At 64.2% G+C, this 26,057-nt stretch carries 17 protein-coding genes and 5 tRNA genes; 3 read left to right on the top strand and 19 right to left on the bottom strand.

Annotation, left to right across the window (positions count from 1 at the left end; translation table 11 throughout):
- Window positions 1–11 precede the first annotated feature (11 nt).
- The 19 genes from KDK82_RS26020 to KDK82_RS25930 form a co-directional block, all read right to left on the bottom strand.
- Window positions 12–2,354, bottom strand: a complete 2,343-nt coding sequence (locus tag KDK82_RS26020; RefSeq protein WP_088166614.1) for an ATP-binding protein — start codon at window positions 2,352–2,354, stop codon at window positions 12–14.
- Window positions 2,351–3,034 (bottom strand): DUF4390 domain-containing protein, encoded by a 684-nt coding sequence (locus KDK82_RS26015; protein WP_256974556.1) that lies wholly within the window; start codon window positions 3,032–3,034, stop codon window positions 2,351–2,353. The genes KDK82_RS26020 and KDK82_RS26015 overlap by 4 nt, the downstream gene beginning before the upstream one ends.
- Window positions 2,979–4,376: a 16S rRNA (cytosine(967)-C(5))-methyltransferase RsmB gene (gene rsmB / locus KDK82_RS26010; RefSeq protein WP_034397918.1), complete on the bottom strand. Its 1,398-nt coding sequence runs from the start codon at window positions 4,374–4,376 to the stop codon at window positions 2,979–2,981. The genes KDK82_RS26015 and rsmB overlap by 56 nt, the downstream gene beginning before the upstream one ends.
- Window positions 4,373–5,002: a LemA protein gene (locus KDK82_RS26005; RefSeq protein WP_034397916.1), complete on the bottom strand. Its 630-nt coding sequence runs from the start codon at window positions 5,000–5,002 to the stop codon at window positions 4,373–4,375. The genes rsmB and KDK82_RS26005 overlap by 4 nt, the downstream gene beginning before the upstream one ends.
- A gap of 253 nt (window positions 5,003–5,255) precedes the next feature.
- Window positions 5,256–9,485 (bottom strand): DNA-directed RNA polymerase subunit beta', encoded by a 4,230-nt coding sequence (gene rpoC, locus KDK82_RS26000; RefSeq protein ID WP_013800273.1) that lies wholly within the window; start codon window positions 9,483–9,485, stop codon window positions 5,256–5,258.
- Window positions 9,486–9,508: 23 nt separating this feature from the next.
- Window positions 9,509–13,621 carry a DNA-directed RNA polymerase subunit beta gene (gene rpoB, locus KDK82_RS25995; RefSeq protein ID WP_071953774.1) on the bottom strand — a complete coding sequence of 1,371 codons (4,113 nt, stop codon included), beginning with the start codon at window positions 13,619–13,621 and terminating at the stop codon, window positions 9,509–9,511.
- A gap of 276 nt (window positions 13,622–13,897) precedes the next feature.
- On the bottom strand, window positions 13,898–14,275 hold the full coding sequence (gene rplL, locus KDK82_RS25990) for a 50S ribosomal protein L7/L12 (protein ID WP_012202441.1): 378 nt from the start codon (window positions 14,273–14,275) through the stop codon (window positions 13,898–13,900).
- A 37-nt stretch (window positions 14,276–14,312) separates the two neighbouring features.
- Window positions 14,313–14,840 (bottom strand): 50S ribosomal protein L10, encoded by a 528-nt coding sequence (gene rplJ, locus KDK82_RS25985; protein WP_012202440.1) that lies wholly within the window; start codon window positions 14,838–14,840, stop codon window positions 14,313–14,315.
- Between the two features lie 226 nt (window positions 14,841–15,066).
- Window positions 15,067–15,762, bottom strand: a complete 696-nt coding sequence (rplA, locus tag KDK82_RS25980) for a 50S ribosomal protein L1 (RefSeq protein WP_013800271.1) — start codon at window positions 15,760–15,762, stop codon at window positions 15,067–15,069.
- On the bottom strand, window positions 15,763–16,194 hold the full coding sequence (rplK, locus tag KDK82_RS25975; protein ID WP_012202438.1) for a 50S ribosomal protein L11: 432 nt from the start codon (window positions 16,192–16,194) through the stop codon (window positions 15,763–15,765).
- Window positions 16,195–16,334: 140 nt separating this feature from the next.
- Window positions 16,335–16,919: a transcription termination/antitermination protein NusG gene (nusG, locus tag KDK82_RS25970; protein ID WP_012202437.1), complete on the bottom strand. Its 585-nt coding sequence runs from the start codon at window positions 16,917–16,919 to the stop codon at window positions 16,335–16,337.
- Window positions 16,919–17,302 carry a preprotein translocase subunit SecE gene (gene secE, locus KDK82_RS25965; protein ID WP_012202436.1) on the bottom strand — a complete coding sequence of 128 codons (384 nt, stop codon included), beginning with the start codon at window positions 17,300–17,302 and terminating at the stop codon, window positions 16,919–16,921. The genes nusG and secE overlap by 1 nt, the downstream gene beginning before the upstream one ends.
- A gap of 86 nt (window positions 17,303–17,388) precedes the next feature.
- Window positions 17,389–17,464, bottom strand: a tRNA-Trp gene (locus KDK82_RS25960).
- A 9-nt stretch (window positions 17,465–17,473) separates the two neighbouring features.
- Window positions 17,474–18,664 (bottom strand): elongation factor Tu, encoded by a 1,191-nt coding sequence (gene tuf, locus KDK82_RS25955; protein ID WP_013800270.1) that lies wholly within the window; start codon window positions 18,662–18,664, stop codon window positions 17,474–17,476.
- A 78-nt stretch (window positions 18,665–18,742) separates the two neighbouring features.
- Window positions 18,743–18,817: transfer RNA gene (locus KDK82_RS25950), tRNA-Thr, on the bottom strand.
- Window positions 18,818–18,860: 43 nt separating this feature from the next.
- Window positions 18,861–18,934 (bottom strand) — tRNA-Gly (locus tag KDK82_RS25945).
- A gap of 55 nt (window positions 18,935–18,989) precedes the next feature.
- Window positions 18,990–19,075 (bottom strand) — tRNA-Tyr (locus tag KDK82_RS25940).
- Window positions 19,076–19,167: 92 nt separating this feature from the next.
- A tRNA-Arg gene (locus KDK82_RS25935) sits at window positions 19,168–19,243 on the bottom strand.
- Window positions 19,244–19,323: 80 nt separating this feature from the next.
- On the bottom strand, window positions 19,324–19,956 hold the full coding sequence (locus tag KDK82_RS25930) for a TetR family transcriptional regulator (protein ID WP_169807227.1): 633 nt from the start codon (window positions 19,954–19,956) through the stop codon (window positions 19,324–19,326).
- A gap of 192 nt (window positions 19,957–20,148) precedes the next feature.
- Between KDK82_RS25930 and KDK82_RS25925 the strand changes: the two genes are divergently transcribed.
- Genes KDK82_RS25925 through KDK82_RS25915 form a run of 3 tightly spaced genes read left to right on the top strand, consistent with a single transcriptional unit; the run spans window position 20,149 to window position 26,056 of the window.
- Window positions 20,149–21,441 carry an efflux RND transporter periplasmic adaptor subunit gene (locus KDK82_RS25925; protein ID WP_088166612.1) on the top strand — a complete coding sequence of 431 codons (1,293 nt, stop codon included), beginning with the start codon at window positions 20,149–20,151 and terminating at the stop codon, window positions 21,439–21,441.
- 15 nt (window positions 21,442–21,456) lie between these two features.
- A complete protein-coding gene (locus KDK82_RS25920; RefSeq protein ID WP_088166611.1) occupies window positions 21,457–24,612 on the top strand; it encodes an efflux RND transporter permease subunit in 3,156 nt (1,051 codons plus the stop codon).
- Complete coding sequence (locus tag KDK82_RS25915) at window positions 24,605–26,056, top strand: efflux transporter outer membrane subunit (RefSeq protein ID WP_088166610.1); 1,452 nt, start codon at window positions 24,605–24,607, stop codon at window positions 26,054–26,056. Before KDK82_RS25920 ends, KDK82_RS25915 begins: the two co-directional genes overlap by 8 nt.
- Window position 26,057: the final 1 nt, after the last annotated feature.

Genomic DNA, 26,057 nt, shown 5'->3' with positions numbered 1-26,057 from the left:
GGGCGTCAGGCCTATCCCGTACGCTCAGGCGCAAATGATAGCGACACTTGCGCACCTTGAATCACCCCGTCGTCTTCCCTGTTGCCCAGGTCGATGCGGGCGCCATGCTCGTCTGCGATTTTCTTGACCACGGCCAGGCCCAGGCCGGTGCCTCGCACCTTGGTCGTGACGTAGGGCTCGAAGGCCCGTTGAAGGATGTTGGCGGCAAAGCCCGTGCCGCTGTCACTGATGCTCAGGCGCACGCGGCGCGCGGACTCGTTCCAGCGCGTCTCTATGGTCACGGGGCCGGGGGGCTGGCCGCTTTCCTGCGCGCGCTGGGCCGTGGCGTCCTGGGCATTCTGCAAAAGATTGTGAATGACCTGGCGCAGCTGCTGGCCATCGCCGGAAATCGGCGGGCATTGCGGGTCCAGCACGCAGTCCACGCGCACTTCGGCGTTCTCTTCCCCATACAGCTGGAGCACATCGGTGACCAGCGCGTTGAGGTCCAGCGACTGCAGGTTGGCGGCGGGAAGGCGCGCGTAGTCGCGGAATTCATCGACCAGGCGCTTCATGGCGCCGACCTGATCGACGATGGTCTTGACGGACTTGGCCAGCAGCGCCTGCTCTGCAGGCTGCAGCTTGTCGGTCAGCCGCATGGCCATGCGCTCGGCCGACAGCTGGATGGGCGTGAGCGGGTTCTTGATCTCATGGGCCACGCGGCGCGCCACCTCGCCCCAGGCCTGGGCACGCTGGGCCGAGACGATTTCCGAGATGTCGTCGAAGACCAGCAGGCGCTGCGCATCGGGCAGTTCCGCACCGCGCATGACCAGGGTGGTGGTGTGCTGGATGACGCCGCCATCGGTGGAGGCATGCAGCTCATGCACCAGTTGCCAGCGATCGCGCCCCTGCTCGCCCAGGAAGAGCGCGAACTGCTCCTGCACGACTTCGCCGAACTGCTCCAGCCCCGGCACTTGGGACAGCAGCCGGCCTTCATGGACGGCCATGGGCGCGCGCAATATGCGCGTGGCGCCGGGATTGCTCAGCACGATGGCGCCGCGCGCATCCAGCACGATGACGCCCGAGGTGAGGTTGTCGAGGATGGTCTGCAGGTTGCCGCGTGCGGCATCGAGCTGGCCCATGCTGCGGTTGGCTTCGGCGCGGGCGTCGGCCAGTTGCTGGGTCATGAGCGCAAAGGAGCGCGTGAGCCCGCCGATCTCGTCGCGCGTCTGCAGCGCCGGCTTGGGCCGCAGGTCGCCGCGCGCCACGTCGCGCATGCCCTGGGCCAGCAGCAGCAGCGGCCTGGCCAGCTGGTTGCCCAGCACGATGGCCAGCACCACGGCGCCGAAGACGGCCAGGAACAGGCTGAGCGTGAGCGTGCCTATGTACATGCGCTGCAGGCCACCGCGTGCCAGCGCGCGCTCCTGGTATTCGCGGTTGGCTGCCTGCACGGCCAGGGCATTGGTCACCAGGGCCTGCGGCAGTGCAATGGTGGCTTGCAGGTAGCGCGGCTCGGTCAGCAGGCCCACACTGGGGTTGGGCACCAGGGCCAGGGTGCGGACCTGGGCGCTGGGCGCGGTGGCGCCGGGCTGGGCCATGCCGTCGTCGTCCAGTCCTTCGATGCTGGCCACGGCGCGCTGCTCGCGCAGCGAGCGCAGCATTTGCGCGCTGGGGCGTTCAGGCTGCAGGTTGAAGCGCGACTGGCCCACGCTGGCCACCGCGCGCAAGCCAGCCAGCTCGCCACTGCGCGGCACCGGCGCCGGACCCACGACGGCGATTTCGGAGGCGCTCCACAACACGACATCGGTGGCACCCAACTGGTCGCGCACGCGCTCCAGGATCAGCGCGGCGCCGGCATCGGAGACCTGGGACAGCTGGGCGCCTGCGGTGCGCGTGTTGTTGGCCATGTCATTGGCCACGGTCTCCAGCGTGGCACTGGCCAGGCTGACGCCGGCCGACAGCGCGCCCTCGACCTGCACATCGAACCAGCTTTCGATGGAGCGCGAGACGAACTGGTAGGAGACGATGTAGATCAGCAGGCCCGGCACCAGGCCCACCAGCGTGAAGATGCCGGCCAGCTTGAGCAGCAGGCGGCTGCCGAAGCGCCCGCGCTGCAGCCGGATGGCCAGGCGGATGCCGCCCCAGGCCAGGATGGCCAGCAGCAGGCCGGCCACGACCACGTTGGCGGCGAACAGCCAGTTGTAGTTGCGCTCGTAGTCCAGGCGATTGTTGGTGGCCAGGGTGAGCAGGAACAGCAGCAGCACGCCGACCAGGCCCATGAGGCCGGCGCCCACGCCCACGGCCCAGCGCGTGCCGCGCGACAGGCCGGCCGAGGCCGGCAGGGCCACGCGTTCGTCGTCGGCTGAGGCCCTGCTCATGGGGCGTCTTCCAGCATCTGGGTGCGCGACAGCTGCAGGTTCCAGCCCGAGCGGCCCAGCGCGCCGATCTGCAGCGGCCTGGGCAGCTGGGACAGGTCGATGCGAAAGCGCAGTTGCACCGATACGCCCGATTGCGTGGGCGCCGTGTCCATGATCTTCCAGCGCGAGATGCGCTGCATGGAGGCCAGCGCATCGTCCAGGCTTTCGAAGGTCTGGCCCAGCGCCAGCCCCAGGCCGCTGCTGGAGAACGGTGTGCTGGAGATGTGCAGGCGCCAGCGGCGCGTCAGCGGCTGGTGGCTGAGGCGGAAGTGGCGGCTGGCGGTGGCCAGTTGCTGATCGGACCAGTACCAGCGCTCGCGCTGGATCTGGGCATCGGCCACGAAGTACATGGGGATGCCCTGGCGCAGCGCATCGTCGATCTGGTAGGGCAGCTCGAAATGGAGGTTGGCCGACAGCAGCAGGCCGTCGTCGGAGCGATCGAGCTGCATGGGGCCGATCTCGGCCGTCAGGGCATCGGCCCTGGCCTGCAGGCCCAGGCCCGCCAGCACGCCGGCCAGCAAAAGCGCCCCGGCCAGCCGCGCCAGCAGGCGCAGCCAGGCCGGCGACCAGGCCCGATGGGGGGGGTCAGCGTGTCTTTTGCAGCAAGGCGTAGAAGAAACCGTCGTGGTCACCCAAAGCATTGTCAGCCAGCATGCCGGCTTTATCGGCTTTGCCCGGGATTAAATGCCCCGGTGCCGCCAGGGTTCGCGCCTCACTGTTGCGTGTAACAAACGCTTGAACCTGGGCCTCGCCCTCTTCCCTGAAAACCGAGCAGGTGCAGTAGAGCAGGCGCCCGCCGGGCTGCAGCAGGGGCCACAGGGTGTCGAGCAGGCGCGCCTGGATCTCGGCCAGCTGGCGCACATCGCTTTCGCGGCGCAGCCAGCGCACGTCGGGCTGGCGCCGCACGATGCCCGAGGCCGTGCAGGGTGCGTCCAGCAAGATGGCGTCGAACCGCTGGCCGCCGCATTGCGCATCGAACCACTGGTCGGGCCGGGATGCATCGGCCACCACCACTCGGGCCTGCAGGCGCAGCCGCCCCAGCGTGTCCGCGATGCGCGCGGCGCGCTCGGCATCTATCTCCAGCGCCGTGACCTCCAGGGTCTGCGGGGCTGCGTACTCCAGCAGGTGGGCCGTCTTGCCGCCCGGGGCGGCGCAGGCATCGAGCACACGCAGCGCGCGGCCGGCGGGCTGCTCCAGCCCCTGCAGCAGCAGCGGCGCGGCCAGTTGCGCGGCCGCATCCTGCACCGAGGCCAAGCCTTCGTCGAAGCCCGGCAGGGATTGCACCGGCAGGGCCTGCTGCAGTTGCAGGCCGCTGTCGGCCACGGCCAGGGAAGGCACGTCCATGGCCTGCAGCGCTGCCTGGTAGGACTGGCGATCCGTTTGTTGGCGGTTGACGCGCAGCGTCATCGGCGGCTGTTCATTGTTGGCCTGCAGGATGGCTTGCCAATGATCGGGATGGTCCTTGCGCAGGCGGGCTATCCACCAGGCCGGGTGGTTCCAGACGGCCTGCGGCTGGTCGTCGGTGGCGGCGACCAGGGCATCGCGCTCGCGCAGGAAGCGGCGCAGGCAGGCATTGATGAAGCCGGACTGGGCGCGCGTCGGCCCCTGCTTGGCAGCCTCCACCGTCTGGTTGACCAGGGTGAATGGTGGGTACGGTGCCCGGGACTCATCCCAGGCCAGGGCCAGGGCCGTGTTCAGCAATGCGCTGACGCGCGGCGGCGGGTTGCGCGAGGCCAGCTGCTTTTGCAGCGCCTGGGCACGGCCCAACTGGCGAAGCACCTGGAACAGCAGCGCCTGGACGCCGGGGCGCAGCGGCTGCGCCACGCGCGCCAGCACGCTGCGGCTGGACTGGCCTTCAAGCACGGACTGCAGGCATTGGGCGACGGCGTCGAGCTGCTGCCAAAGAGGAGGTGCGGCCGGTGCGGCATGCGCCTGCGAGGGCGCCGCAGCGCGGCGCGGGGAAGAATGCGTGCGTTGGTTCATGTTCCACTTTCCTGTGCCTTGCTGGCGACAGGCTCGACCAGCAGGCTGCGCACCGGGCGAAAGCCCAGCAGCCAGGCCAGCAGCCTGGCCGGATATTGCGCAATGGCGGCGTTGTAGCGCTCGGCCGCGGCGTTGAATTGCTGCAGTCCCAGGCGGTTGCGCACCTGGTGCTCGGTCCAGCGCTGCTGCCAGGGCTGCAGCGGATCGGGGTCCGGCGATGGGGCATCTGATGGCGCAGCGCCAGTGCCAGCGGCGCCGGCGCCGGTGTCAACGGCGACCTTGGTCATGGCCTGCCAGGCCACGTCCAGCGCCGAACAGGCGTGCTCCAGCGAGGCCAGCGCGGTCTCGCGCAGCGGCCGGCCACGGGCATCGACCAGGGCCGCCTGCAGCTGTGCGGCGGTCTGGTGCAGTGCGGCCTGGGCATGCACAAGGGCGGGGCTTTGGCCTTCGGCCTTGGGCTGGGCCTCGAAGGCCTGCAGCATGGCATGCCACTGGCCCAGGTGCGCATCGAGCGCTCCGAACTGCTGCACGCAGCCGCTGCGCAGCCGGGCCAGCCGGTTGTATGCGCCAACGGCCCAGAACACCAGCAGTGCCAGCAGCATCCATTCAAGAGACAAGGACCACATCGTCTGCAATGGCCCCGCCGGAGGAGGTCCGGCCGGGCCCTGGTTATTCCCAAAGAAAAACGCTCCCGCCTGCGCAGGGCAGGCCGGGAGCGTCACATCATCAAGCACTTGCGCCATGCACTGCTCTAGGAGACAGCGTGTCCCAACAAGAGGGACGCCGAGCAAGGGCCGCCCCGCAGCGAGGGCGTCGTCCCCCTCCCGCGTAGCGAGAGAGGGGGAAGCGGCACAGCCGCTCAGGGGGTGACACCGCCTATCAGTCAGCGGAAGCGTCACCGGCGACGGCAGCCACGCCAGCGTCGTCGTCAGCCATCACACCGGCCAGTTCGGCCGCTTCGGCGTCGGCGATGGCGCGGCGCTCTGCGTCGTCCATGGCGTCCTTGGCCTTGCGTGCCTGGTGGTAGGCCAGACCCGTACCGGCGGGGATCAGGCGACCCACGATGACGTTTTCCTTCAGGCCACGCAGCTCGTCGCGCTTGCCCATGATGGCAGCCTCGGTAAGCACGCGGGTCGTTTCCTGGAACGACGCGGCGGAGATGAAGGAGTCGGTCGACAGCGAAGCCTTGGTAATACCCAGCAGCACGTTGGAGTACGTGGCGGGGATCTTGCCTTCGCGCTGCAGGGCCTCGTTGGTATTGAGGATTTCCGAACGCTCGACCTGCTCGCCAGCGATGTAGGTCGAATCGCCGGTGTTCTCGACCACGACGCGGCGCAGCATCTGGCGAACGATCACCTCGATGTGCTTGTCATTGATCTTCACACCCTGCAGACGGTAGACGTCCTGCACTTCATCAACGATGTAGCGCGACAGCTCCTCGATGCCCAGCAGGCGCAGGATGTCCTGCGGATCGGCGGGACCGTCGACGATGGACTCGCCCTTGTTGACCACCTGGCCTTCGTGCACCAGGATGTTCTTTTCCTTGGGCACGAGCTCTTCCCAGACCTTGCCATCCAGATCGGTGATCTGCATGCGCACCTTGCCCTTGGTTTCCTTGCCGAAGGAGATGGTGCCGGTCATCTCGGCCAGCGTGCCCTTGTCCTTGGGCGTACGGGCTTCGAACAGCTCGGCCACACGGGGCAGACCGCCGGTAATGTCGCGGGTCTTCTGGCCTTCGACAGGGATACGGGCCAGCACTTCGCCGGGGCCCACGTCCTGGCCGTCACGCACCTGGATCAGAGCGCCGACCTGGAAGCCGATCGTCACCGAGTGGTCGGTGCCGGGGATCTTGACTTCCTGGTTGTTGGCATCGATCAGCTTGACCTGAGGACGCACGACCTTGGCAGAGCCACGGCGCTTGGGATCGATCACCACCAGCGTGGACAGGCCGGTCACTTCGTCGACCTGCTTGGCCACGGTCAGGCCCTCTTCCACATTCTCGAAGCGCACCTGGCCGGCGTACTCGGTAATGATGGGTCGGGTCAGCGGATCCCAGTTGGCCAGGATCAGACCGGCCTTGACCTGCTGGTCGGGCCTGACGGTCAGCACGGCACCGTAGGGCACCTTGTGGCGCTCACGCTCGCGGCCGTTGTCGCTGATGACGATTTCGCCCGAACGCGAAATCACGACCAGCTCACCCTTGGTGTTGCTGACGTAACGCATCGTGCTGTTGAAGCTGATGGCGCCGTTGGACTTGGCTTCCACGCTCGATGCGATGGCAGCGCGCGAAGCGGCACCACCGATGTGGAAGGTACGCATGGTCAGCTGCGTGCCGGGCTCGCCGATGGACTGGGCGGCGATCACACCCACGGCTTCGCCGAGGTTGATCTGGCCGCCGCGGCCCAGGTCGCGGCCGTAGCACTTGGCGCACAGGCCGTAGCGGGTTTCGCAGTTCAGCGCGGTGCGGACCTTGATCTCGTCCACGCCTTGCAACTCGAGTTCATCGATCCCGTCTTCGTTGAGCAGCGTGCCTGCGGGCAGCAGGACGGCCAGCGTCTCGGGATGCACGACGTCCTCGGCCGTGGTACGGCCCAGCACGCGGTCGCGCAGCGATTCGATCACTTCACCGCCTTCGACGATGGCGCGCATCAGTGCGCCATTGGTCGTGCCGCAATCGTCCTCGTTGACCACCAGATCCTGCGTCACGTCCACCAGACGACGCGTCAGGTAGCCGGAGTTGGCCGTCTTCAACGCCGTATCGGCCAGACCCTTTCGGGCGCCGTGGGTGGAGATGAAGTACTGCAGAACGTTCAGGCCTTCACGGAAGTTCGCCGTAATGGGCGTCTCGATGATGGAGCCGTCAGGCTTGGCCATCAGGCCACGCATGCCGGCCAACTGGCGGATCTGCGCGGCCGAGCCGCGGGCACCGGAGTCGGCCATCATGTAAATGGCGTTGAACGATTCCTGCTCGACTTCGTTGCCGTGGCGGTCGATGACCTTTTCCTTGGCAAGCTGGGCCATCATGACCTTGGAGACTTCGTCGCCGGCCTTGCCCCAGATGTCCACCACCTTGTTGTAGCGCTCGCCAGCGGTCACGAGACCGGAGACGTACTGCTGTTCGATCTCCTTCACCTCGGCTTCGGCACGGCCGATGATCTCGGCCTTTTGCGGCGGCACCAGCATGTCGCCGATGGCGATCGAGATACCGGCGTGCGTGGACAGGCGGAAGCCGTTTTGCAGCAGCTTGTCGGCAAACACCACCGTGGCCTTGAGACCGCACTTGCGGAACGAGGCGTTGATGAGCTTGGAGATTTCCTTCTTCTTGAGCGCCTTGTTCATGTGGCTGAACGGCAGGCCCTTGGGAAGGATCTCGGACATCAGGGCGCGGCCCACGGTGGTTTCCACCAGGCTGGTCGAAGGCTCGAACTCGCCGGAGTCCTTGTTCTTGGTCCACTCGGTCAGACGCACGCTGATCTTGGCGGCCAGTTCGACCTGGTCGGAGTCCAGCGCGCGCTGCACTTCACCGATGTCGGCGAAGATCATGCCTTCGCCCTTGCCGTTGATGCGCTCGCGCGTTGCATGGTACAGACCCAGCACCACGTCCTGCGAAGGAACGATGGAGGGCTCGCCCGATGCGGGGAACAGCACGTTGTTGGAGGCCAGCATCAGCGTGCGGGCTTCCATCTGTGCTTCCACCGACAGCGGAACGTGGACAGCCATCTGGTCACCGTCGAAGTCGGCGTTGAAGGCCGCGCAGACGAGCGGGTGCAGCTGGATGGCCTTGCCTTCGATCAGGATGGGCTCGAAGGCCTGGATGCCCAGTCGGTGCAGCGTGGGAGCACGGTTCAGCATGACCGGGTGCTCCTTGATGACCTCTTCGAGGATGTCCCACACCACGGGCGTGCCGGATTCGACTTCCTTCTTCGCCGCCTTGATGGTGGTAGCGATGCCGCGCTGCTCGAGCTGCGCGAAGATGAAGGGCTTGAACAGTTCCAGCGCCATCAGCTTGGGCAGACCGCACTGGTGCAGCTTGAGGTACGGACCCACCGTGATCACGGAACGGCCCGAATAGTCCACGCGCTTGCCCAGCAAGTTCTGGCGGAAACGACCGCTCTTGCCCTTGATCATGTCGGCCAGCGACTTCAGGGCACGCTTGTTGGCGCCCGTCATGGCCTTGCCACGGCGGCCGTTGTCCAGCAGCGAGTCCACCGCTTCCTGCAGCATGCGCTTTTCGTTGCGCGCGATGATTTCCGGAGCCTTCAGCTCCAGCAGGCGGCGCAGACGCGAGTTGCGGTTGATGACGCGGCGATACAGGTCGTTCAGGTCGGACGTTGCGAAGCGGCCGCCGTCCAGCGGCACCAGCGGACGCAGATCCGGGGGCAGCACGGGCAGCACTTCCATGACCATCCAGCCCGGCTTGATGCCGGACTTCTTGAACGCTTCCAGCAGCTTCAGGCGCTTGGCGTTCTTCTTGACCTTGACTTCGGAGCCGGTCAGATCGCCGCGCAGGCGCTCGGTCTCGACGTCGATGTCGATGCCTTCGAGCAGGTCCTTGATGCCTTCGGCGCCCATCTTGGCTTCGAACTCGTCACCGTATTCGGTGCGCTTGGCCTCGTAATCGTCCTCGGTCATGATGCTGAACTTCTTCAGCGGGGTCATGCCGGGGTCGGTCACCACGTAGGCTTCGAAGTACAGCACGCGCTCGATGTCGCGCAGCGTCATGTCGAGCACCAGGCCCAGACGCGACGGCAGCGACTTCAGGAACCAGATGTGGGCGCAGGGCGCAGCCAGGTCGATGTGGCCCATGCGCTCGCGGCGCACCTTGGTCTGGGTCACTTCGACGCCGCACTTCTCGCAGATCACACCGCGGTGCTTGAGGCGCTTGTACTTGCCGCACAGGCACTCGTAGTCCTTGATGGGGCCAAAGATCTTGGCGCAGAACAGACCATCGCGCTCGGGCTTGAACGTACGGTAGTTGATGGTCTCGGGCTTCTTCACCTCGCCGAAGGACCAGGAACGGATCTTCTCGGGAGAAGCCAGACCGATCTTGATGGCATCGAAATGCTCATCAGGCGTGAATTGCTTGAACAGGTCGAGTAGAGATTTCATAAGACTCTTTCCCTTTTCAATATTTAAGAACGCTCAAGCTCGATGTCGAGGCCCAGGGAGCGGATTTCCTTGACCAGCACGTTGAACGACTCGGGCATGCCTGCCTCGATGGCGTGCTCGCCCTTGACGATGGATTCGTACACCTTGGTACGGCCCACCACGTCGTCGGACTTCACGGTCAGCATTTCCTGCAGCACATAGGCGGCGCCGTAAGCTTCCAGCGCCCACACTTCCATTTCCCCGAAACGCTGGCCACCGAACTGGGCCTTGCCGCCCAGCGGCTGCTGCGTCACCAGAGAGTACGGACCCGTGGAGCGGGCGTGCATCTTGTCGTCGACCAAGTGGTGCAGCTTCAGGTAGTGCATGTAGCCGATGGTGGTCGGACGCTCGAAGCGGTCGCCGGTGCGGCCGTCATACAGGTAGGCCTGCGTGCGCGACTCGGTCAGTCCCTTGCGCTGGGCCAGTTCCTCCGGATATGCCAGATGCAGCATGTCCTGGATTTCCTGCTCGGACGCACCATCGAACACCGGCGTGGCAAACGGCACGCCCGTGGTCAGCGCCTGCGCCATGGACACGATCTCCTTGTCGTCGAGCTGCGTCAGGTCTTCCTTGCGGCCGCGCGAGTTGTAGATCTCTTCCATGAAGGTGCGGATCTCGGCGGCGCGGGCTTCCTGCTGCAGCATGTCGCCGATGCGCTGGCCCAGGCCCTTGCCGGCCCAGCCCAGATGCACTTCCAGCACCTGGCCGATGTTCATACGCGAAGGCACGCCCAGCGGGTTCAGCACGATGTCGGCAGTGGAGCCGTCGGCCATGTAGGGCATGTCCTCGACCGGAACGATCTTGGAGACCACACCCTTGTTGCCGTGGCGGCCGGCCATCTTGTCGCCGGGTTGCAGGCGGCGCTTGACGGCCAGGTAGACCTTGACCATCTTGAGCACGCCAGCGGGCAGCTCGTCGCCCTGGGTGAGCTTCTTGCGCTTTTCTTCAAAAGCCAGGTCGAAGCTGTGGCGCGTCTGCTCCAGCGAGTTCTTGATGGACTCGAGCTGGGTGGCGACTTCGTCCTCTGCAGGACGGATGTCGAACCAGTGGAACTTCTCCACGCCGTCCAGGTAGGCCTTGTCGATCTTGGCGCCCTTGGCCAGCTTCTGCGGGCCGCCGTTGGCCACGCGGCCATTGAGCAGCTTTTCGATACGGTCGAAGGCGTCGGCCTCGACGATGCGCAGCTGGTCGTTCAGGTCCAGGCGGTAGCGCTTGAGTTCATCGTCGATGATCTGCTGGGCGCGCTTGTCACGCTGGATGCCTTCACGGGTGAAGACCTGCACGTCGATCACGGTGCCTTGCGAGCCCTGGTCCACACGCAGCGAGGTGTCCTTCACGTCGGAAGCCTTCTCGCCGAAGATGGCGCGCAGCAGCTTCTCTTCAGGCGTCAGCGTGGTCTCGCCCTTGGGCGTGACCTTGCCGACCAGCACATCGCCGGGCTGCACTTCCGCACCCACGTAGATGATGCCGGACTCGTCCAGGCGGTTGAGCTGCTGCTCGGACAGGTTCGGGATGTCGCGCGTGATTTCCTCGGCACCGAGCTTGGTGTCGCGGGCCATCACCACGAGTTCTTCGATGTGGATCGAGGTGTAGCGGTCTTCGGCCACCACGCGCTCGTTGATCAGGATCGAATCCTCGAAGTTGTAGCCGTTCCAGGGCATGAAGGCAATCAGCATGTTCTGACCGATGGCGATTTCGCCCAGGTCGGTCGATGCGCCGTCGGCCACCACGTCACCCTTGGCCAGCTTGTCGCCACGCTTGACGATGGGACGCTGGTGGATGTTGGTGTTCTGGTTGGAACGCTGGTACTTGATGAGGTTGTAGATGTCCACGCCGACTTCGCCGGCCACGGCTTCCGCATCGTTCACGCGGACCACGATGCGCGTTGCATCGACATAGTCCACGATACCACCGCGGGTTGCCGTCACCACGGTGCCGGAGTCCACTGCCGCCACGCGCTCGATGCCCGTGCCCACCATGGGCTTTTCGGGACGCAGCACAGGCACGGCCTGACGCGACATGTTGGCGCCCATCAATGCGCGGTTCGCGTCATCGTGTTCCAGGAACGGAATCAGCGAGGCAGCCACCGACACGATCTGTGCGGGCGACACGTCCATGTACTGCACGCGCTCGGCCGACACCAGGGTCGAATCACCCTTTTCGCGCGCAGACACCAGGTCGCCGATCAGGCGGCCTTCGGCATCCAGGTCGGCATTGGCCTGGGCGATGATGTACTTGCCTTCCTCGATGGCCGACAGGTAGTCGATCTCCATCGTGACCTTGCCGTCGGCCACCCGGCGGTACGGCGTCTCGATGAAGCCGTACTCGTTCAGGCGGGCGTACAGGGCCAGCGAGTTGATCAGGCCGATGTTCGGGCCTTCAGGCGTTTCGATAGGGCAGACGCGGCCGTAGTGGGTCACGTGCACGTCGCGCACTTCGAAGCCTGCACGCTCGCGGGTCAGACCGCCCGGGCCCAGGGCCGAGACGCGACGCTTGTGCGTGATTTCGGCCAGAGGATTGGTCTGGTCCATGAACTGCGACAGCTGCGACGCACCGAAGAATTCCTTCAGGGCGGCCGAAATCGGCTTGCTGTTGATCAGGTCATGGGGCATCAGCGGCTCTTGCTCGGCCTGGCCCAGACGCTCCTTCACAGCCTTCTCGATACGTGCCAGGCCCGTGCGGTACTGGTTTTCGGCCAGTTCGCCCACGCAACGCACGCGGCGGTTGCCCAGGTGGTCGATATCGTCGACTTCGCCCTTGCCGTTGCGCAGATCCACCAGGATCTTGACCACGGCCAGGATGTCCTCGTTGGACAGCACCATGGGGCCGGTGGCGCCATCGCGGCCGACCTTTGCGTTGAACTTCATCCGGCCCACGCGCGAAAGGTCGTAGGTGTCGGGGTTGTAGAACAGGCGCTGGAACAGGGCCTGCACGGCGTCTTCGGTCGGCGGCTCGCCGGGGCGCATCATGCGGTAGATGGCCACGCGTGCAGCGAACTCATCGACGGTTTCGTCGGTGCGCAGGGTCTGCGAGATGTAGGCGCCCTGGTCCAGCTCATTCGTGTAGATGCACTGCAGATCCTGGATGCCGGCGCTGCGCAGCTTCTTGAGCAGGGACTCGGTCAGCTCTTCATTGGCCTTGGCGATGATCTCGCCCGTGTCCGGATCGACGATGTTCTTGGCGACCACGCGGCCGATCAGGAAATCTTCGGGGACGCTGATGAACTTGGTGCCCGACTGCTCCAGCTCGCGGGTGTGGCGAGCGGTGACGCGCTTGTCCTTGGCGACCACGACCTTGCCCGACTTGTCGGTGATGTCGAAGCGCGCGACTTCGCCGCGCAGGCGCTCGGAGACGAACTCCATCTGCGCGCCCGAATCCATGAGGCGGAAGTTGTCGTTGACGAAGAAGTTGGCCAGGATCGATTCCGGCGTCAGGCCGATGGCCTTCAGCAGAATGGACACGGGCATCTTGCGGCGACGGTCGACGCGGAAGAACAGCAGGTCCTTGGGGTCGAACTCGAAGTCCAGCCACGAGCCGCGGTAAGGAATGATGCGTGCCGAGAACAGCAGCTTGCCCGAGCTGTGGGTCTTGCCCTTGTCGTGCTCGAAGAACACGCCAGGCGAGCGGTGCAGCTGCGAGACGATGACACGCTCGGTGCCGTTGATGATGAACGAGCCCTTTTCGGTCATCAGGGGCACTTCGCCCATGTAGACCTCTTGCTCCTTGACTTCCTTGACCACCTTGGACTGCGAGGTCGAAGACTCACGGTCATAGATGATCAACTGGACCTTGGCGCGCACGGCGGAGGCGAACGTCAGACCACGGGTCTGGCACTCGCGCACATCGAAAGCAGGCTTGGCGAGGTTGTACTCGACGAACTTCATCTCCACAAAACCGTTGTGGGAGACGATGGGGAAGGCGGAGTTGAAGGCCGCTTGCAGGCCTTCGATGGTGCGTTTTTTGGGGGCTACATCTGACTGCAAGAATGCGGTATATGCATCTTTTTGCATCTGCAGCAGGTAAGGCACTTCGAGCACGCTGTCGCGGCTCCCGAAGCTTTTGCGGATTCGCTTGCGTTCGGTGTAAGAATAGGCCATGAGATCTCCGGGCAAAGACATGAGTCCTGGGTCTGCGACGACTGCCCCACATGGAAAGCTCCCTGCGGGCTTGGCGGTTGGCCACTACCAACCATGGCTGACGGCGATGCGTTGCACATCGCCCGAACCAAGGCATCTTCTGCTGTCGGGTTGTCAGAAGACACTAAAAAACAGACTGTGCTGACTGCTTTTTAGTGTGCTCTATGGATCAGCGCTCCACAAGCGCCAAAGGCTGGAGGCCCTTTTTCGGAGCCTCCAGCCCTTGAGGGGACTGAATTACTTCAGTTCAGCCTTGGCACCGGCTTCCACCAGCTTCTTCACAGCGGCTTCAGCGTCAGCCTTGGCAACGCCTTCCTTGACGTTCTTGGGAGCGCCGTCGACCAGGTCCTTGGCTTCCTTCAGACCCAGGCCGGTGATTTCACGCACGGCCTTGATGACGGAAACCTTGTTCGCGCCGGCTTCGGTCAGCACAACGTTGAACTCGGTCTTTTCTTCTGCAGCAGCAGCGCCGCCAGCAGCGCCGCCAGCAGCGGGAGCAGCCATAGCGGCAGCGCTCACGCCAAACTTCTCTTCAATGGCCTTCACCAGGTCATTGAGTTCCAGGACCGTCATGCCGTCGAGCGCGGTCAGAAATGCGTCTTTATCGAATGCCATTTTGATTTCCTAACAATATTGGTTAACTGCCGCGCGCTCAGGCTGCGACTGCTTCGGCTGCCGGTTCTTCGGCAGAGCCTTCGCTCTTCTTTGCCGCCAGGGCGCCCAGCACAACGGCCGTACGCGAGATAGGCGACATCAGCAAGCCACACAGTTGTGCCAGCAGAACTTCCTTCGAGGGGATGTTCGCCAGTTGCTTCACACCGTTCACGTCCAGGGCCTTGCCTGCAAACGCACCACCGCGAATCACCAGCTTGTCGTTGGTTTTCGCGAAGTCGGCCACCACCTTGGCGGCGGCCACTGCGTCTTCAGAGAAGCCATAGATCAGAGGGCCGGTCATCTGGTCGGCGACAACGTCAAACTGGCTGCCAGCCACAGCACGGCGGGCCAGCGTGTTCTTCAACACGCTCAGGCTCACACCCTTGCTGCGAGCATCAGAACGCAGTTTGGTCATGTCGGCGACCGTGATGCCGCGGTATTCCGCGATCACAAGCGTTTGAGCTTTTGCGGCGAGGCTGGTCACTTCATTGATGACCGCTTCTTTCTCACTGCGATTAAGACTCAAGGTCTACTCCTTCAAATGCGCACTCGGGGCAAGCCCCTCATGCGCGCTCTTGTTGCAGCGACCAACTGTTTTGGAAATGCATCCATCTGCAGCGGGATCGCCATCTGCGTTGGCCCCGGGGGTTTAAGTGCCGCAAGGCACACCAACGGTCTTGGATGACCCGGCGCATCGCTGCACCGGCCCACCACTGAGGCACCCCGAAAGGTGTCTCAAGATTTCTTGGCTATCAGGCCGAGATGGTTTGCGTGTCGACGCGAACGCCCACACCCATGGTCGACGAAACAGCGACCTTGCGCAGGTACAGGCCCTTGCTCGAAGCGGGCTTGGACTTGTTCAGGGCGTCGATCAGCGCAGCCAGGTTGCCTTGCAGCTTCTCGTTGTCGAACGAGCGGCGGCCGATGGTGGCGTGGATGATGCCGGCCTTGTCGACGCGGTATTGCACCTGACCAGCCTTGGCGTTCTTCACAGCCGTGGCCACATCGGGAGTCACCGTGCCAACCTTGGGGTTGGGCATCAGGCCGCGCGGGCCCAGGATCTGGCCCAGCGTACCGACGACGCGCATGGCGTCGGGGGCAGCGATGACCACGTCGAAGGGCATGTCGCCAGCCTTCACGCGGGCAGCCAGGTCGTCCATGCCGACCACGTCGGCGCCGGCAGCCTTGGCTTCTTCAGCCTTGGCGCCTTGGGCGAACACAGCCACGCGGGCAATCTTGCCGGTGCCATGGGGCAGCACGACAGCGCCGCGAACCACTTGGTCAGACTTCTTGGCGTCCACGCCCAGTTGCACGGCCACGTCGATGGATTCATCGAACTTGGCGGTGGCAGCATCCTTCACCAGCGCAACTGCGTCAGCGAAAGCGTACAGCTTGGTGGACTCCACCTTGCCCTGGAGAGCCTTTTGCTTCTTGGTCAACTTGGCCATTTACACGCCCTCCACAATCACGCCCATCGAGCGAGCCGAACCAGCCAGCGTACGCACGGCGGCGTCCACGTCAGCAGCGTTCATGTCCTTCAGCTTGGTGTTGGCGATCTCTTCCAGCTGAGCGCGGGTGATCTTGCCGACCTTGTTCTTCAGGGGGTTGGAAGAACCCTTGTCCAGCTTGATGGCCTTCTTGATCAGCACAGTCGCCGGAGGCGTCTTGATGATGAAGGTGAAGCTCTTGTCCGCGAAGGCCGTGATGACCACGGGCAGGGGCAGTCCGGGCTCGACACCTTGGGTCTGGGCGTTGAACGCCTTGCAGAATTCCATGATGTTGAGGCCGCGCTGACCCAGCGCAGGACCGATCGGGGGAGAGGGATTGGCCTTACCAGCTGGCACTTGCAGCTTGATGAAGCCGACGATTTTCTTCGCCATTGAATGCTCCTTGCGGGTATAGCGCCGCCGGCCCAACCAACAACAGTTGCAGCCGGCAGCTCCCCGGGGGTTGAAAGACTCTTGTGAAAACGCTCTGCACCAAGCCTAAAAATGCAGAGCCAGAGATTGTAAGCGGTAACTCAGGTTTTTTCAACCTGGGCAAATTCAAGCTCGACTGGCGTGGAGCGACCGAAGATCATCACGGAGACGCGCAGACGGCTCTTCTCGTAGTTGACCTCTTCGACAGAGCCATTGAAGTCCGTGAACGGACCTTCCTTGACACGCACCAGCTCGCCGGGCATGAACTCGACCTTGTGGCGCGGCTTTTCCGTGCCTTCCTGCATCTGGCTGACGATCTTGCGCACTTCCTCTTCGGAAATGGGCGCAGGACGGTTCTTGGCACCGCCCACGAAACCCGTCACCTTGCTGGTGTGCTTGACCAAGTGCCAGGTGTCGTCGTCCATAACCATCTCGACGAACACGTAGCCAGGAAACAGACGGCGCTCGGTAGTGCGGCGCTGGCCATTCTTCATTTCCACCACTTCTTCAGTAGGGACAAGAATGCGACCGAACTTGGACTGCATGTCAGAGCGCGCGATGCGCTCGATGATGTTGCGCTCAACCGCCTTTTCCATGCCGGAGTAGGCATGGACGATGTACCAGCGCAGATCCGGATTGGCAGGCGCTGCCCCTCCGTCGTTCACACCCGTTTCGACAGCATCCATTACTTCCTCCAGCCCAAAATCAGGTCGTACAAGACCCACTCAAGCGTCTTGTCCGTGAACCACAGGAACAAGGCCATGATGACGACAAAGCCGAAGACGTACAAGGTCATCTGCATGGTTTCCTTGCGCGTCGGCCAGACGACCTTCTTGACTTCGCGCCAGGCATCCTGAGCAAAGCTCACGAAACGCTTTCCGGGCTCGGAAACAAGGAACGTGCCAGCAGCTGCAGCCAGGCCAACCAGCAGCACCAGCCACTGGACGATGGGCCCTTGCTTGCTCAGCAGATAGAAACCTGCGATCGCAGCAACGACTAAAGCCGCGACTGCGGCAAGCTTGGCTTTGTCAGCTCCGGAGCTGACCGTTTCAACCTGAGTAGTGGCCATAATCCATTTCTAATGCGCATCTTTTGCGCAACGCCAAGACACCGAAGCCCGCTTTGGGGCGGGCTCGTTGCGATTCCACCATCAGGTGGCAGGGGCAGTAGGAATCGAACCTACAACCTTCGGTTTTGGAGACCGACGCTCTGCCAATTGAGCTATACCCCTACGAATCAATTAGGCAATGATCTTGGCAACCACGCCAGCGCCCACGGTACGGCCACCTTCGCGGATAGCGAAGCGCAGACCTTCTTCCATGGCGATGGGGGCGATCAGCTTGACGGTGATCGACACGTTGTCGCCAGGCATCACCATTTCCTTGTCGGCGGGCAGCTCGATGGAGCCGGTCACGTCGGTCGTACGGAAATAGAACTGGGGACGGTAGTTGTTGAAGAACGGAGTGTGGCGACCACCTTCGTCCTTGGACAGCACGTACACCTCAGCCGTGAAGTGGGTGTGGGGCTTGATGGAGCCGGGCTTGCACAGCACTTGGCCGCGTTCCACGTCTTCACGCTTGGTGCCGCGCAGCAGCAGGCCCACGTTGTCGCCAGCTTGACCTTGGTCCAGCAGCTTGCGGAACATTTCCACGCCGGTGACGATGGTCTTCTGGGTGTCGCGGATACCGACGATTTCGATTTCTTCGCCGACCTTGATGATGCCGCGCTCGATACGGCCAGTCACCACGGTGCCACGGCCAGAGATCGAGAACACGTCTTCCACGGGCATTGCAAAGGCGCCGTCCACAGCGCGCTCGGGCGTGGGGATGTAGGAGTCCAGTGCTTCAGCCAGGCGCAGGATGGCAGGTTCGCCCTTGTCGGACTGGTCGCCTTCCAGGGCCAGCTTGGCCGAGCCGCGGATGATGGGGGTGTCGTCGCCGGGGAAGTCGTACTTGGCAAGCAGCTCGCGCACTTCCATTTCGACCAGTTCCAGCAGCTCTTCGTCGTCCACCATGTCGCACTTGTTCAGGAACACGATGATGTAGGGCACGCCCACCTGACGGGCCAGCAGGATGTGCTCGCGGGTCTGGGGCATGGGGCCGTCAGCGGCCGAGCACACCAGGATGGCGCCGTCCATTTGAGCAGCGCCGGTGATCATGTTCTTGACGTAGTCGGCGTGGCCGGGGCAGTCAACGTGAGCGTAGTGGCGACCGGCCGTTTCGTACTCGACGTGGGCGGTGTTGATCGTGATGCCGCGAGCCTTTTCTTCAGGTGCTGCGTCGATCTGGTCGTAAGCCTTGGCTTCGCCGCCGAACTTCTTGGACAGAACGGTAGCGATAGCAGCCGTCAGGGTCGTCTTGCCGTGGTCCACGTGACCGATGGTGCCAACGTTGACGTGCGGCTTGGTACGCTCGAATTTTGCTTTAGCCATTTTTCCGACTCCGAAAAAAATCTAAATCACTACAACAGGATTTGGCGCAACCCCATCTAGCGAGCGCACCAGAGATAATGGTGCCCATGGGCAGGATCGAACTGCCGACCTCTCCCTTACCAAGGGAGTGCTCTACCACTGAGCCACATGGGCCTTGAGGCTGCCGAAGCAATCTCAAAAAACTTTGCTCGCCAACTGGAGCGGGAGACGGGAATCGAACCCGCGTCATTAGCTTGGAAGGCTAGGGTTCTACCATTGAACTACTCCCGCACAGATTGACTGCACGTCGCCATTTTTTCAAATGACTTCTCTTCTTCACCATTACTGGTGGAGGGGACTGGATTCGAACCAGTGTAGGCGTAAGCCAACAGATTTACAGTCTGCCCCCTTTAGCCACTCGGGCACCCCTCCGAAGAGATTTGAATTCTAGCACCGTTTTTTTTCGTCTGAAAAATTTCAGTGCATTTTTTTCTCAGGCCACCTGGGCGATCCAAGAAAAATTGTGGTGCGGCTGGCGGGGATCGAACCCACGACCCTTGGCTTCGGAGGCCAATACTCTATCCACTGAGCTACAGCCGCTCAGGGCATCGCTGCCCTGCACAAGCCGAGCATTGTCGCATGACTTTGCCCCGGCACGTCCAAGCCCCCAGGACCCGGCGCTATTGCGCCTGCGGCACCGTGAAGCCCAACCCCCGCAGGCAGACGTCCACCGCCTGCGCGCCCACCTGCTTAAGATCGAAGGCCCTTCCCAGCAGCCAGCTCTGCAACAGGCCATCGAACATGGCGCACAGCGCGATCGAGGCCTGGGGAGCCGGCATGGACATGGTCACCGCATGGCTTTCGGCAGCCGCGCGCAGCGCCAGCTCCAGTTGCGCGGAAAAAGAGTCCAGTGCGGCACGGTTGCGCTCCTGCACGGGCATGAGCTCGCCCACGTATTCCACCTTGAGCAGCAGGATCTCGAAGACGCGCCGCGTGCTGTCGTCATCGGCGATGCGCCCGAAGACCACCGCCATCAGGCGCCGCACATATTCCAGCGCATCACATTCGGAGTCATCTTCGCAGTCGCCCTGAGCGGCCTGCTCCAGCGGGAGCGTGACGCGGTCCAGCATGGCATAGAAGAGATCCAGCTTGTCCTTGAAATGCCAGTAGACCGCACCGCGCGTGGCGCCGGCTCGCTGGGCAATCTCGTTGAGCGAGGCCCGGGCGACACCCTGTTCGTAGAACACTTGCTCCGCAGCGTCCAGCAGACTGTTGCGCGTTGCAAACGCATCTTCTTTCGTTCGTCGTGCCAAGATGTATTTCCTTCCATCGTTGAGCCCGGCCATGCCACGCTACGCCATGCTTCGCGCCGCCTTGCAGCAACAGCGGTCATTATACATTCATGTATGTATGTATAATCCGCGACTTGCCCGTGGACACGGGCGTTCCGGATAGCGCTGACCGGAACGTCAACATCGTTATTTGATTCAGCACAAGGACCCATCATGCCCAGCACACGCAGCAATGTGTCAGCCGCTCCGTCCCCTTACAGCAGTCTGCGCCTCACCACCGTGGCCCTGGCCGTCACTGCCGCAATGGCCATGGCGGCCTGCGGGAAAAAGCCCGAAGAACAAGCTGCCGCGCAGCAGCAGATGCCCGCCGTGCCGGTGGGCGTGGTGGTCGCCACCCCCGCCGACGTGGGCCTTGTGACCGAACTCCCTGGCCGCGTGGATGCGCGCCGCGTGGCCCAGATCCGCGCCCGCAGCGCCGGCATCGTGCAGGAGCGCCTGTTCAAGGAAGGCAGCGACGTGAAGGCCGGCCAGGTGCTGTACCGCATCGATCCGGCGCCCTACCAGGCGACGCTGCAAAGTGCCAAGGCCACGCAGGCCCGTGCCGAGGCCAACCAGGCCCAGGCACTGGCGCAACTGGAACGCTATCGCCCGCTGGTTGCCGCCAACGCGATCAGCAAGCAGGACTTCGTCAATGCAGAGGCGGCCTACAAGCAGGCCCAGGCTGACGTCGCGGTCGGCAAGGCCTCCGTGCGGACCGCCGAGATCAATCTTGGCTATACCAGCGTCACCGCCCCCATTTCTGGCCGCATCGGCCAGTCTCTGGTGACCGAAGGCGCGCTGGTCGGCCAGGGCGAGGCGACTCCGCTGGCCGTGGTCCAGCAGATCAATCCTGTCTATGTGAACTTCACCCAGTCGTCCAGCGAGGCCTTCCGGCTGCGCCGCGCGATGGAGCAGGGCAAGCTCAAGAAGGCCGATGGCGCCGAGGCTGCCAGCGTCGAGGTGCGCCTGGACGACGGCACGGCCTATGAGCTCAAGGGCAAGCTGCTGTTCACCGACCTGACCGTGGACAGCTCCACCGGCCAGGTCACGCTGCGTGCCGAGGTGCCCAACCCCAAGGGATTGCTGCTGCCCGGCATGTATGTGCGCGTGCGCATGGAGCAGGCCCAGGCGTCCAACGCCATTGCCGTGCCCCAGCAGGCGGTGACGCGCACCGAGACCGGCGACACCGTGAGCGTGGTCAGCGACGACGGCAAGATCACCAAGCGGCAGGTGAAGGTGACCACGGCCCAAAACAACCAGTGGCTGGTCAGCGAAGGCCTGCAGGCGGGCGAGAAGGTCATGGTCGACGGCTTCCAGAAGCTGCAGATGCTGCCGCCCGGCACACCGGTCAAGCCCGTGCCCTGGCAGCCCGAGGCCGCAGGTGCCCAGAAGCCGGCCGGCGCGGCAGCGCCAGCCCCGCAAGCCGCAGCCGACGCCAAGCCTGCGGACCAGGCAGACAAGAAGTAATCAAGGGGCTCAGCAATGGCCAAGTTCTTTATCGACAGACCGATCTTTGCATGGGTCGTCGCGCTGTTCATCATCGTCCTCGGTGGTATCGCGCTGACCAAGCTTCCGATCGCTCAATACCCCAAGGTGGCTCCTCCGGCCATCGTCATCAACACCGCCTATCCAGGCGCGTCCGCGAAGGTGCTCGAAGACAGCGTGCTGTCCGTGATCGAGCGCGAGATGAACGGCTCGCCCGGTCTGGTCTACATGGAGTCGGTGGCCCAGGCCGATGGCACGGGCAGCATCACCATCAGCTTCGAGGCCGGCACCAACGTGGACCTGGCGCAGGTGGACGTGCAAAACCGCCTGTCGCGCGCCACACCGCGCCTGCCTGCGTCCGTGACGCAGCAGGGTGTGCGCGTGGACAAGGCGTCGTCCAACTTCCTGCTGTTCATCATGCTGTCGTCCGAGGACGCCAAGGCCTATGACACGGTGGCCCTGGGTGACTACGCCTCGCGCAACATCGTTCCCGAAATCCAGCGTGTGGCCGGCGTGGGCCAGGCACAGCTGTTCGGCACGGAAAAGGCGATGCGCATCTGGTTCGATCCCGCCAAGCTGCAGGGCTACAAGCTCTCGGCCGAGGACGTGACGGCCGCCATCCGCAGCCAGAACGCCCAGGTGGCCAGCGGCGCCATCGGTGACCTGCCCAACATCACGGGCCAGAAGATCGCCGCCACGGTGACGGTGATGGGCCAGCTGTCTTCGATCGGCCAGTTCGAGAACATCGTGCTGCGCGCCAATCCCGATGGCTCCACCGTGCGCCTCAAGGACGTGGCCACCATCGAGATCGGCGGCCAGGCCTACGCGACCTCCGCCCGCCTGAACGGCAAGGATGCCGTGGGTATCGGCGTCCAGCTGACGCCCAGCGGCAATGCGCTGGCCACGGCCAAGGCCGTGCATGCGCGCATGGAAGAGCTGCAGAAGTTCTTCCCCAAGGGCGTGAAGTACTCCATCCCCTACGACAGCTCCAAGTTCGTGAGCATCTCCATCGAGAAGGTCGCCCACACGCTGCTGGAAGCCATCGTGCTGGTGTTCCTGGTGATGTACCTGTTCCTGCAGAACTGGCGCTACACGCTGATCCCGACCATCGTGGTGCCCATTGCACTGCTGGGCACCTTCGCGGTCATGCAGGCCGTGGGCTTCTCGATCAACGTGCTGGCCATGTTCGGCATGGTGCTGGTCATCGGCATCGTGGTGGATGACGCCATCGTGGTGGTGGAGAACGTCGAGCGCATCATGAGCGAGGAAGGCCTGCCGCCGCGCGAAGCCGCGATCAAGGCCATGGGCCAGATCTCGGGCGCCATCGTGGGCATTACGCTGGTGCTGATCGCGGTGTTCATACCGTTGGCCTTCTTCGCGGGGTCCACCGGCAATATCTACCGGCAGTTCTCCATCGTGATGGTGGCCTCCATCAGCTTCTCGGCCTTCATGGCGCTGACGCTGACACCGGCCCTGTGCGCAACGCTGCTCAAGCCTGTGGAAGCCGGTCACAACCACGAGAAGAAGGGCTTCTTCGGCTGGTTCAACCGCACGTTCGCACGCTCGGCCAAGTCCTATGAAGGCTGGGTGGCCCGACTGCTCAAGCGCTCGGTGCTGATGATCGGCGTGTACCTGGCCGTGATCGCGGGCGCCGTGGTGGTGTTCCGTGGCCTGCCGACCTCCTTCCTGCCGACCGAGGACCAGGGCTACTTCATCGTCAACGTGCAACTGCCCCCTGGCGCCGCCAAGGAGCGCACGCTGGAGGTGATGAAGCAGGTGGAAGAAGCCGTGCTGCCGCAGCCCGAAGTGGCCAACATGGTCAGCGTGCTGGGCTTCAGCTTCTCCGGCCAGGGCCAGAATGCCGCCCTCGCCTTCGTGCCGCTCAAGGACTGGTCCGAGCGCAAGGGAGCGAACTCCACGGTGGACGCCATGACGGGCCGCATCATGGGCATGACGTCGGGCATCCGCGATGCCTTCGTGTTCGCCGTGAACCCGCCGCCCATTCCCGAACTGGGCAACGCCGTGGGCTTCTCGTTCCGCCTGCAGGACCGTGCCGGCCACGGACACGATGCGCTGATCAATGCCCGCAACATGATGCTGGGCATGGCCGGGCAGAGCAAGGTGCTGGCCGGCGTGCGTCCCGATGGTCTGGAGGACGCGCCCCAGCTGCGCATCGAGATCGACCGCGACAAGGCCAACGCACTGGGCGTGGACTTCACCTCGATCAATGCCGCGCTGTCCACGGCACTGGGCTCGTCCTACGTCAATGACTTCCCCAACCAGGGTCGTCTGCAGCGCGTGATCGTGCAGGCCGACGCTCCGGCCCGCATGCAGCCCGACGATCTGCTGCGCCTGAACGCGCGCAATGCCAAGGGCGATCCGGTGCCGCTGTCCACCTTCGCGACCACCAAGTGGGTCAAGGGCGCCCAGCAGACGGTGCGCTACAACGGCTACCCTGCCGTGCGCATCGAAGGCTCGGCCGCACCGGGCTTCAGCTCGGGCGATGCCATGGACGAGATGGAAAAGCTGGCTGCCAAGCTGCCCGAAGGCTTCGGCTTCGAGTGGACTGGCCAGTCGCGTGAGGAAAAGCTGGCGGGCTCGCAAGCCATCTTCCTGTACGCCTTCGCCATCCTGGCCGTGTTCCTGTGCCTGGCCGCCCTGTACGAGAGCTGGTCCATCCCGCTGTCGGTGATTCTGGTCGTGCCGCTGGGTCTGCTGGGCGTGGTGCTTGCCACCTTGCTGCGCAACTACTCCAACGACGTGTACTTCCAGATCGGACTGGTGACGGTGATCGGCCTGTCGGCGAAGAACGCGATCTTGATCGTGGAGTTCGCCAAGGACCTGCAGGCCGAAGGCAAGGGACTGATCGAGGCTGCGCTGGAAGCCGCCCACCTGCGGTTCCGCCCCATCATCATGACCTCGCTGGCCTTCGGCCTGGGCGTGGTGCCTCTGGTGATCGCCACGGGCGCGAGCTCGGCCAGCCAGCGTGCCATCGGCACCGGCGTGCTCGGCGGCATGATCACCGGCACCGTGCTGGCCGTGCTGTTCGTGCCCACCTTCTTCGTCGTGGTGCGCAAGCTGTTCAAGGGCAAGATCAAATCGCACAACCCGCCGTCCACACCGGCCGGCAAGGAGGCCTTGAGCCATGATTAATCGCAGTACCCCGGTGGCCATCGCCACCGCCGTGCTCCTGGCGGGATGCTCGCTCATCCCCACCTACGAGCGCCCTGCCGCTCCGGTCGCGGCGCAGTACACCCGCGCGAACGCCACCGCTGCGGCGGAAGGCGGCACGGCTGCAGCGCAGCTGCCCTGGCAGGATTTCTTCCAGGACGCACGCCTGCAGCAGCTGGTTCGCACCGCGCTGGACAACAACCGTGACCTGCGCGTGGCCGCGCTCAACATCGAGCGTGCCCAGGCCCAGTACCGGATCACGCGCGCCGACCAGTTCCCGACGGTCGGTGCGGGCGTCAACGCCAGCCGCGCCCCGAACACCACGGGCTCGGGCACCAAGTACGTCAACAGCTACCAGGTCGGCCTGGCCGTCACCTCGTGGGAGCTGGACTTCTTCGGCCGCATCGGCAGCCTGAAGGAAGCGGCCCTGGCCCAGTACCTGGCGACCGAGGAAGCTCGCCGCGCCGCGCAGACCAGCCTGGTGGCCGCTGTGGCCAGCGGCTGGTACACGCTGCTGGCCGACGAGCAACTGCTGAAGATCTCGCGCGACACGCTGCGGACCCGTGAAGAGTCGATCAAGCTGACCAAGCTGCGCTTCGACACGGGCGTGGCGTCCGAGCTAGACTACCGCCAGGCCGTCTCGCTGACCGAGGCTGCGCGTGCCACGCTGGCGCAGCAGCAGCGCCAGCGCGCCCTGGATGAAAACGCCCTGGTGCTCTTGCTGGGCCAGGCGCTGCCAGCGGATGTACTCGCCAGCCTGGGCTCCAGCCAGGGACTGCGCGACACGGCCGACCTGCCCGCCGTGCCGGCCGGCCTGCCTTCGGATCTGCTGACGCAGCGGCCCGACATTCGCCAGGCCGAGCAGCAGCTGATCAGCACCAACGCCAACATCGGTGCCGCGCGTGCCGCCTTCTTCCCGCGCATCACGCTGACGGGGCAGTTCGGCACGGCCAGCAACGAGCTGTCGGGCCTGTTCAAGAGCGGCAGCTGGGGCTTCACCCTCGCGCCATCCGCCCTCCTGCCCATCTTCGATGCGGGCCGCAATTCGGCCAATCTGGCTGCGGCCAAGGTCGAGCGCGAAGTGGCCATCGCCCAGTACGAGAAGTCCATCCAGAGCGCCTTCCGCGAGGTCTCCGACGCACTGGACAGCCAGGGCACGCTGCGTGACCAGATCATGGCCCAGCGCGCCCAGCTGGAAGCCGAGCAGGCGCGCCTGAAGCTGTCCGACCTGCGCTACAGCAACGGCGTGGCCAGCTACCTGGACCTGCTGGATGCACAGCGCACCCTGTTCGCGCTGGAGCAGTCCACCGTGAGCGTGCGTCTGGCGCAGCTGCTCAACCAGATCGAGCTGTACAAGGCGCTTGGCGGCGGCTGGACCGACAGGACAGCGACAGCAGCGGCAGCCACGCCGGCGCCCGCACAGTAAG

The organism is Delftia sp. K82, assembly GCF_002193035.1.
Classification (GTDB): Bacteria; Pseudomonadota; Gammaproteobacteria; order Burkholderiales; family Burkholderiaceae_C; genus Comamonas; species Comamonas acidovorans.
The sequence above is the reverse complement of the archived record's forward strand: the minus strand, read 5'-3'. Positions and strand labels throughout refer to the sequence as shown.

Coding starts and splice junctions, on each gene's coding strand:
- rpoB (WP_071953774.1), bottom strand. CDS start 13,621: ATGGCCTATTCTTACACCGAACGCAAGCGAATCCGCAAAAGCTTCGGG.
- rplL (WP_012202441.1), bottom strand. CDS start 14,275: ATGGCATTCGATAAAGACGCATTTCTGACCGCGCTCGACGGCATGACG.
- tuf (WP_013800270.1), bottom strand. CDS start 18,664: ATGGCTAAAGCAAAATTCGAGCGTACCAAGCCGCACGTCAACGTTGGC.
- KDK82_RS26005 (WP_034397916.1), bottom strand. CDS start 5,002: ATGTGGTCCTTGTCTCTTGAATGGATGCTGCTGGCACTGCTGGTGTTC.
- KDK82_RS26020 (WP_088166614.1), bottom strand. CDS start 2,354: ATGAGCAGGGCCTCAGCCGACGACGAACGCGTGGCCCTGCCGGCCTCG.
- rplA (WP_013800271.1), bottom strand. CDS start 15,762: ATGGCCAAGTTGACCAAGAAGCAAAAGGCTCTCCAGGGCAAGGTGGAG.
- rpoC (WP_013800273.1), bottom strand. CDS start 9,485: ATGAAATCTCTACTCGACCTGTTCAAGCAATTCACGCCTGATGAGCAT.
- secE (WP_012202436.1), bottom strand. CDS start 17,302: ATGGCCACTACTCAGGTTGAAACGGTCAGCTCCGGAGCTGACAAAGCC.
- nusG (WP_012202437.1), bottom strand. CDS start 16,919: ATGGATGCTGTCGAAACGGGTGTGAACGACGGAGGGGCAGCGCCTGCC.
- rsmB (WP_034397918.1), bottom strand. CDS start 4,376: ATGAACCAACGCACGCATTCTTCCCCGCGCCGCGCTGCGGCGCCCTCG.
- KDK82_RS25920 (WP_088166611.1), top strand. CDS start 21,457: ATGGCCAAGTTCTTTATCGACAGACCGATCTTTGCATGGGTCGTCGCG.
- KDK82_RS25915 (WP_088166610.1), top strand. CDS start 24,605: ATGATTAATCGCAGTACCCCGGTGGCCATCGCCACCGCCGTGCTCCTG.
- KDK82_RS25925 (WP_088166612.1), top strand. CDS start 20,149: ATGCCCAGCACACGCAGCAATGTGTCAGCCGCTCCGTCCCCTTACAGC.
- KDK82_RS26015 (WP_256974556.1), bottom strand. CDS start 3,034: ATGCTTTGGGTGACCACGACGGTTTCTTCTACGCCTTGCTGCAAAAGA.
- rplK (WP_012202438.1), bottom strand. CDS start 16,194: ATGGCGAAGAAAATCGTCGGCTTCATCAAGCTGCAAGTGCCAGCTGGT.